This is a genomic window from Stenotrophomonas sp. (assembly GCF_036662295.1).
In the GTDB taxonomy this organism is placed as follows: domain Bacteria; phylum Pseudomonadota; class Gammaproteobacteria; order Xanthomonadales; family Xanthomonadaceae; genus Stenotrophomonas.
In genome coordinates this window covers 1-6,554 of the sequence record NZ_JAVWXA010000159.1, presented here as the reverse complement: position 1 = coordinate 6,554, position 6,554 = coordinate 1, and the positions used below count along the sequence as shown (strand labels likewise).

The 6,554-nt window shown below is 69.9% G+C and carries 7 protein-coding genes; 1 reads left to right on the top strand and 6 read right to left on the bottom strand.

What is annotated here, in order from left to right; genetic code table 11:
* Nucleotides 1-130: 130 nt before the first annotated feature.
* Genes RSA25_RS18640 through RSA25_RS18625 form a run of 4 tightly spaced genes read right to left on the bottom strand, consistent with a single transcriptional unit; the run spans nt 131 to nt 2,915 of the window.
* On the bottom strand, nt 131-586 hold the full coding sequence (locus tag RSA25_RS18640) for a hypothetical protein (protein ID WP_332810321.1): 456 nt from the start codon (nt 584-586) through the stop codon (nt 131-133).
* Between the two features lie 30 nt (nt 587-616).
* A complete protein-coding gene (locus RSA25_RS18635) occupies nt 617-952 on the bottom strand; it encodes a DUF3325 domain-containing protein (RefSeq protein ID WP_332810320.1) in 336 nt (111 codons plus the stop codon).
* The gene (locus RSA25_RS18630; protein ID WP_332810319.1) at nt 949-2,595 is read right to left on the bottom strand and encodes a PepSY domain-containing protein; all 1,647 of its coding nucleotides are present in this window, start codon (nt 2,593-2,595) and stop codon (nt 949-951) included. Before RSA25_RS18630 ends, RSA25_RS18635 begins: the two co-directional genes overlap by 4 nt.
* Entirely contained in the window at nt 2,592-2,915 is a 324-nt protein-coding gene (locus RSA25_RS18625; RefSeq protein WP_332810322.1) for a DUF3649 domain-containing protein, read from the bottom strand. The genes RSA25_RS18630 and RSA25_RS18625 overlap by 4 nt, the downstream gene beginning before the upstream one ends.
* Before the next feature lie 482 nt (nt 2,916-3,397).
* Between RSA25_RS18625 and RSA25_RS18620 the strand changes: the two genes are divergently transcribed.
* Nucleotides 3,398-4,627 (top strand): aminotransferase class V-fold PLP-dependent enzyme, encoded by a 1,230-nt coding sequence (locus RSA25_RS18620; RefSeq protein WP_332810318.1) that lies wholly within the window; start codon nt 3,398-3,400, stop codon nt 4,625-4,627.
* Here the strand turns inward: RSA25_RS18620 and RSA25_RS18615 are convergent.
* Together RSA25_RS18615 and RSA25_RS18610 are read right to left on the bottom strand one after the other, a co-directional pair.
* A complete protein-coding gene (locus tag RSA25_RS18615) occupies nt 4,602-5,000 on the bottom strand; it encodes a DUF4124 domain-containing protein (RefSeq protein WP_332810317.1) in 399 nt (132 codons plus the stop codon). The two genes, RSA25_RS18620 and RSA25_RS18615, sit on opposite strands and share 26 nt — an antisense overlap.
* A gap of 98 nt (nt 5,001-5,098) precedes the next feature.
* The gene (locus RSA25_RS18610; RefSeq protein WP_332810316.1) at nt 5,099-6,391 is read right to left on the bottom strand and encodes a DUF445 family protein; all 1,293 of its coding nucleotides are present in this window, start codon (nt 6,389-6,391) and stop codon (nt 5,099-5,101) included.
* Between the last annotated feature and the right edge of the window lie 163 nt (nt 6,392-6,554).

Below are 6,554 nucleotides of genomic sequence, written 5' to 3'. Positions count from 1 at the left end.
CGGTACCTAGATCCCACTGTCCAACTTTGTGGGGTCAGTTCACATGCGTGGCTGCACCATCCCCACGCGCGCACTGTCCGCCCGAGCCTGACCTTGGCACCCCCGCACGGCGCACCAGCACCCGCGCGCATCACACCACCAGCAACCGCCCCGGCGCGCGTGCCAATGGCCAATGGCCGCGTTCGTACCAGCCGATCACCGCCTGCCAGTGCGGCGGCAGCCCCAGGTGGCATTCCAGCGCCCACTGCCGATAGGCGTACATCGCCGCATCGCGTGCCACCAGGTGGAAGTCGTGCGGCGGCAACTGCAGGTGGGCGCAGGTTGCGGTGGGCACCGCGCGCATCAGGGCCTGGTTGAGCTGCCGGCGCAGGTCGGCCAGCGCGGCCGGCCGGGCCAGCGGACCGTGGAACGGATCCACATCCCCCGGCGTGGACGGCATCCAGTCGAAGCCGTCGTTGTCGATGGCCCGCATCGCCTCGGCCAGCGAGGGGCGGGCGCAGATCGCGGGCCCGGCCGTGATCGGCTGGCCCATGCGCGAGAAATAAGCGGTCTCTGCAATCGTCTGCAGGCAGGCGGCGACGTCCATGCGGCGATGGTAGCGCAGGCCGGCGCGCGATCAGCCGGCAAACAACGCCACGGCCAACCCGATCACCGGCAACGCCCACGCCAACGGCGCGATCCAGCGCGGCCGGAAGGGATACAGGCCGAAGGCGATCAGCATGCCGCTGACCGTCATCGCGCCCAGCCACAGCACCGGGCCGGCGGCCCAGCCGTGGTCCCACACGCACAGGCCGAAGGCCAGCGCCAGCAGCGCCCAGCCCAGCCAGCGCCACAGCTGCATGCGCGCGGGCGCGGCGGCGGCCTTGCCGTGCAGGTCGAGCTGGTGCTTGTCCATCGCCAGCGACAGTGCGGTGAAGGCCGAAAAACTCACGGTGATCGCCAGCACCATCATGCGCCCACCTCCGCGCCGGCCGTGTCCTGGGCCTTGGCGGCCGCGGCGGCCGCGGCCTGGCGCTTCTTCTTTTCCGCCGCGCTCAGGGCCGGCTGCCAGCGCTGCATGCGCAGGCCGCAGTAGGCCAACATCGCGCCGAAGGCGAGCATGGTCAGGTCGACGCCGGCCAGCACCCAGTCACCGCTGCGCAGGGTCACGCCCAGGTGGGCGTGGGTGGTGAACGCGTTGACCACCGGGATCAGCGCGAACAGCGCCGCGCCCAGGTACAACTGCCAGGCCCACATCAGGCGCTTTGGCCAGATGAAGGCGGCCAGCAACGCCGCGCCCCATGCGTAGAAGAACACGTTGGCTTCGGCGTCGGAGCGTTCGGCCATCTGCAGCGGCAGCAGGCGGTTGCCCCAGAAATAGGCGGCAAAGGCGATCGGCAGCCCGGCCACCGCGCCGATGTTGAGCGCATCCACCAGCCGCAGCCCGAAGCCGATCCTGCCGGACTTGGCGTGCTTGGGCCGTTCCTTCACCGCCCACAGCACCACGCCGCTGGCCACCATCAGGCAGCCGATCAGCCCGGACACGAAGAACAGCGCCCGCAGGCCCCAGTCGGCGAAGCGCGCCAGGTGCAGGCCGTACATCACCCCGCGGGTCTGGGTGGCGCCACCGGACAGCGGGCTGGCCTCCAGCAGCGCGCCGCTCACCGCGTCATAGCGCAGCGACGGCGTATCCACCGACAGGCGCTTGCCATCGCGCTGGTACACATCGATCACCGCGTTGGCCGCGCCCGGGTGGTACAGGGTGAAGCCACTCACCTGCGCGCCCTTCCATTCGGCGCGCGCGCCATCCAGCAGCTGCTGGATCGGCAGCGCGGTGGCCTTGCCTTCGGCCGGGGTCTCGATATCGGCCAGGCGCGCGAAGGCCTCGCTGAAGAAGGCGTCCTCGTCCTTGGGGTAGGCCACGTTCACGCCCCACGGCAGGTACATGAACATCAACGTCACGATGCCGGTGTAGGTGATCATCGCGTGGTAGGGCAGGGCCATCACCGCGCTGACGTTGTGGAAGTCCAGCCACGAGCGCAGGCCCTTGTCCTTCCGGAAGGTGAAGAAGTCCTTGAAGATCTTCTTGTGGGTGATCACCCCGGTGATGATCGCCACCAGCATGAACATCGCGCAGAAGCCGACCAGGTAACGCGCCCACAGCACCGGGATGTAATGCAGGTCGAAGTGCAGGCGGTAGAAGAAGTCGCCACCGCGGGTCTCGCGCGCGGCCACTTCCTCGCCGGTGCCCGGGTCCACCGTGGCATCGCCGAAGCGGCCACCGCCACGACGGCGCTTCTGGCCCTCCACCGGCGGCTTCACCATCGATTCGGGATTGCGCCAGAACATGCGCATGGCCGGGTTGCGCGGGTCGGGCAGGGTCACGTTCCAGCTTTCGGCCTGCGGCGCCTTGTGCTGCAGGAAGGTGATGGCGCGGGTGGCGGCCACCTCGCTGCCGACCGCGCTGCGTGGCAGCTCCGGGCGCATCCAGCGGCTGATTTCCTCGCGGTAGTAGCTGGCGGTGCCGGCCATGAAGATCAGCAACAGCAGCCAGCCCACCAGCAGGCCGGTCCAGGTGTGCAGCCACGCCATCGACTGGCGGAACCCGTTCTTCATGCGCCGCTCCTCAGCAGGTGGGTGCCGGCCCAGAACACCAGCGTGGGCAAGGCGATACCGATCCACGCGCGCAGCGCGGTGCGCGTGGCGAACGCCCACAACGCGGCGCAGGCGCACAGCACGATGGCCACCAGCATGCCGGTCAGCACCGCCTGGCTGCGCGCCATGGGCAGCGCGGCGGCCAGGAACATCGAGCAGGTGGCCGCCAGCGCGTAGCCGCCGACGATGGCCGCCAGCGAGCGCGAGAGCACCCCCAGCCAGGGGCGGGCGAAGAAACTTCCGATGCGGCTGAACCAGCTGGCGTCAGGCGTGCTGTCCACGGGAACCTGCAATGTCATGTTGAACAACGGGCATCACCGGCCGCAGCCGGTGATGCAGGGAAAAGTGGCCATCCGTGGCCGTTTCGTTGCACGTGGCAACGTTCCCTTGGAGAACGGTTACAGCGTCCAGCGCAGGTTGAGCATCACGTTGCGCGGCTCGCCCCGGTACACGCCGTTGTAGAAACCGACGTTGCTGCCGTGGGCATGCAGGCAGGCCTGCACGCCGGGCGGATTGTTCCTGCGCAGGGCGTTGCCGCCATCTGCGACGCGCAGGCACGGGATCGGGCATCGGGGATGTACACGGGCGGGCCGGGGACGGGTGACACCCACGTTTCGGCGGATCAAGCTGGCGTACAGCCAATCCGTGAATGATAGTCATTATCATTTTGTTGGGCAAGGCCAATCGCTGCATGCCATGCCGTGCACGACGCACACGCGCTGGCTGGGATACTGGCCCTCGCCCTTGTCGAGATCCTGCCGCCATGACCGAGCTGCCGCCCCTGCCTGCCGATGACGCCCGCACGCCGGCGCAACGCGCCAGCGACGAAGGCTGGTGGGGGCAGGTGCGCGCGCTGTACGACCTCACCGACGAGGTGGTGATGCTCGACAACGGCTACTGGGGCGCGATGGCGCGCCCGGTGCTGCAGGCCTACCAGCAGGCCACCGCCACGGTGAATGCCGGCAATGCCTGGTTCGGGCGGCTGGCCTTTCCCGGGTTGCTGGAGCAGGCCCGGCAACGGCTGGCCCAGGTCCTCGGCGTGGATGCGGCGGAGATCGCACTCACCCGCGGGGCCACCGAGGCGATGCAGGTCCTGATCGGTGGCTACCGCCGGTTGGCCCCGGGCGATGGCGTGCTGTATGCCGACACCGACTACGACAGCATGATCGCGGCCATGCAGTGGCTGCACGCGCGCCGCGGGGTGGAGGTGCAGCGCGTGGTGCTGCCCGAGCCATTCGACCACGACGGGGTGATCGAGGCCTACCGCCAGGCGCTGGCGCGCCAGCCGCGCACGCGCCTGCTGCTGCTCACCCAGGTCAACCACCGCAACGGGATGCTGCTGCCGGTGGCCGAGATTGCCGCGCTGGCCCGCGCCGCCGGCGTGGACGTGGTGCTCGATGCCGCCCACGGCATCGGCCAGGTGGACACGCCACTGCGCGCGATGGGCGTGGATTTTGCCGGGATCAACCTGCACAAGTGGATCGGTGCCCCGGTCGGGCTGGGCGCGATCTACGTGCGCGCCGGCCGGGTGCGCGACCTGGACCCCTACATGGGCCAGGCCGACGAGGACGGCATCGACACCCGCCTGCATACCGGCACGGTCAACTTCGCCGCGTGCATGGCGCTGCCACTGGCGCTGGACCTGCACCAGCGGATCGGCGTGGCCAACAAGCGGGCGCGGTTGCTTTACCTGCGCAACCGCTGGCTGGAGGCACTGCGCGATGACCCGCGCATCCAGTTGCTGGCATCGGCCGACCCGCGCCTGTCCAGCGCGATCGCCGCGTTCCGGCTGCATGGGGAGACCAGCATGGCCGGCAACACCGCCATCGCCGAGCGCATGGTCCGGCAGTCCGGCGTGTTCGTGGTGCCGCGCGATGGCCTGGCCTCCGGGGCCTGCCTGCGCGTCACCCCGGGCATTTTCAGCACGCCGGCGCAGATGGATGCGCTGGTCGCGGCCGTGCGCGCGGTCAGCGCTTGGCGCACGCCTGCTTGATGTCGTCCTCGATGCGCGCCGGCGGCGGGCGGCCGAAGGCTTCGCTGATCTCGCGACGCATGCGCAGGTCCTCGCACTTTTCCGGGTCCACCGAGCCGTCGATGACCGTGCCGCGGATCGCCGGCTGGCCGCGGCCGGCATCGGCCTGCATGCGCCGGCGCGCGTCGTACAGCTCACGCTGGGCGCGGCTGCGCTCTTCCCAGGTCAGGTTGGGGTCCTTGGTGATGGGCCGGGTTACCCCGGTGTCGTGCTCGGGCGCGCAGGGCACCGTCTGGTAGCTGGTCTGGCCGCCCGCCAGGCATTTGTAAACGCGCCCGGCATGGGCGCTGCCCGCCAACGCGCACAGCGCCAGCGCAAGAATGATCCGTCGCATGATTCCCCCTGTGGGCCACTCCGGCCCGGAATGCGCGGCAGAATACGCGAACCAATTCACAAAAACACCCGGTCAATCCGTCAACCGGCGGCGCGCCCCTACCAGTGCATCCACACCGTCAGCGCGTGCAGCAGCAGGCCGATCAGGCCGCCCACCAAGGTGCCGTTGAAGCGGATGAACTGCAGGTCGCGGCCGACGCTGAGTTCCAGCTGTTCCACCAGGTGGCGCTCGTCCCAGCCCTTGACGGTCTGCGCGATGTGCGCGGTGACGCCTTCGCGCAGGCGGCTGGTGAGCCGCTCGGCGCCGTCCATGAGGTGCTGGTTGAGCGCCTCCCGCAGCGACGGATCGTCCTGCAGTGCCTGGCCCACCGAGGCCAGGCTGCGGCGCAGGTGGCCGGCCAGGGCCGAGTCCTCGCGGGAGAGATCGGCGCGCAGGCTGGCGTGGATACGCTCCCACAGGCCCTGCACGTAGTCCTGCACGGCCGGGTGGTCGATCACCTGCTGCTTGATCTGGTCGATGCGCTCGGCCAGCGCGGGGTCGCTGCGCAGGCGCTGGATGTACTCGGCCAGCCAGGTTTCGTAGTCACGGCGCAGCGGGTGCTCGGGCTGGGCCAGGATCTGCTGCAGCTCGGCCAGCACCGCATGGGCCATGCGCTCGGCCAGGCTGTCGCCGATCTCGTCGATCGGCTTGACCCAGTTCACCGTGCTGGCCAGCTTGGGCCATTCGCGCTGGATGTAGCGCACGATCAGTTCCGAGGCGCGCTGTTTGACCGGTGCGGTGTCCAGCCACTCGCTGACCCGGGTCAGGCCCTCGTCGAGCACGCGCTGGTGGCGGTTGTCGGCAGTGAGCAGGCCCAGCAGTTCGCCGGCGGTGGCTGCGGCATTCCACTGCCGCAACTGCTGGATCACAAAGCCCTGGATGCTGCGCCGGACGGCGGCTTCGTCGAGGAAATCCAGCGCCTGCAGCGCCCAGCCGCGCGCCATGTCGGCCAGCAGGCGCGAGCGCGCCGGATCGGCCAGCCAACTGCCCAGCCGGCTGGCCGGGTCAAACACCTGCAAGCGCGCCAGCAGCGCCTGGGGTTCCAGGAACTGGTCGCGCACGAACACGGCCAGGCTGTCGGCGATGCGCTCCTTGCTGTGCGGGATGATCGCCGTGTGCGGGATCGGCAGGCCCAGTGGCCGGCGGAACAGCGCCACCACCGCGAACCAGTCGGCCAGCGCGCCCACCGCAGCGGCCTCGCAGAACGCCGAGACCCAGGCCCAGATGCCGCGCTCGCCCTGCAGGTGGCTGACCACGAACCCGGCCAGCATCGCCAGCAGCATGGCCAGCGCGATCAGTTTGAGGCGGCGCAGTTGCGCGCGGCGGGGGTCGGGGGGCGAAAGGGCAGTCATGCCGCCAAGTCTACCCACGTCTGCATGAGCGCCCGGTGGTGCCGGTGGTGGGGCGAACCCTCGCACCCTAACGCAACGCCCACCGGTAGTGCCGGCCGCTGGCCGGCAACCTCGCACAAATTGGTAGTGCCGGCCGCTGGCCGGCAACCTCGCACGCCCTACC

Coding starts and splice junctions, on each gene's coding strand:
- RSA25_RS18610 (WP_332810316.1), bottom strand. CDS start 6,391: ATGACTGCCCTTTCGCCCCCCGACCCCCGCCGCGCGCAACTGCGCCGC.
- RSA25_RS18640 (WP_332810321.1), bottom strand. CDS start 586: ATGGACGTCGCCGCCTGCCTGCAGACGATTGCAGAGACCGCTTATTTC.
- RSA25_RS18615 (WP_332810317.1), bottom strand. CDS start 5,000: ATGCGACGGATCATTCTTGCGCTGGCGCTGTGCGCGTTGGCGGGCAGC.
- RSA25_RS18630 (WP_332810319.1), bottom strand. CDS start 2,595: ATGAAGAACGGGTTCCGCCAGTCGATGGCGTGGCTGCACACCTGGACC.
- RSA25_RS18635 (WP_332810320.1), bottom strand. CDS start 952: ATGATGGTGCTGGCGATCACCGTGAGTTTTTCGGCCTTCACCGCACTG.
- RSA25_RS18620 (WP_332810318.1), top strand. CDS start 3,398: ATGACCGAGCTGCCGCCCCTGCCTGCCGATGACGCCCGCACGCCGGCG.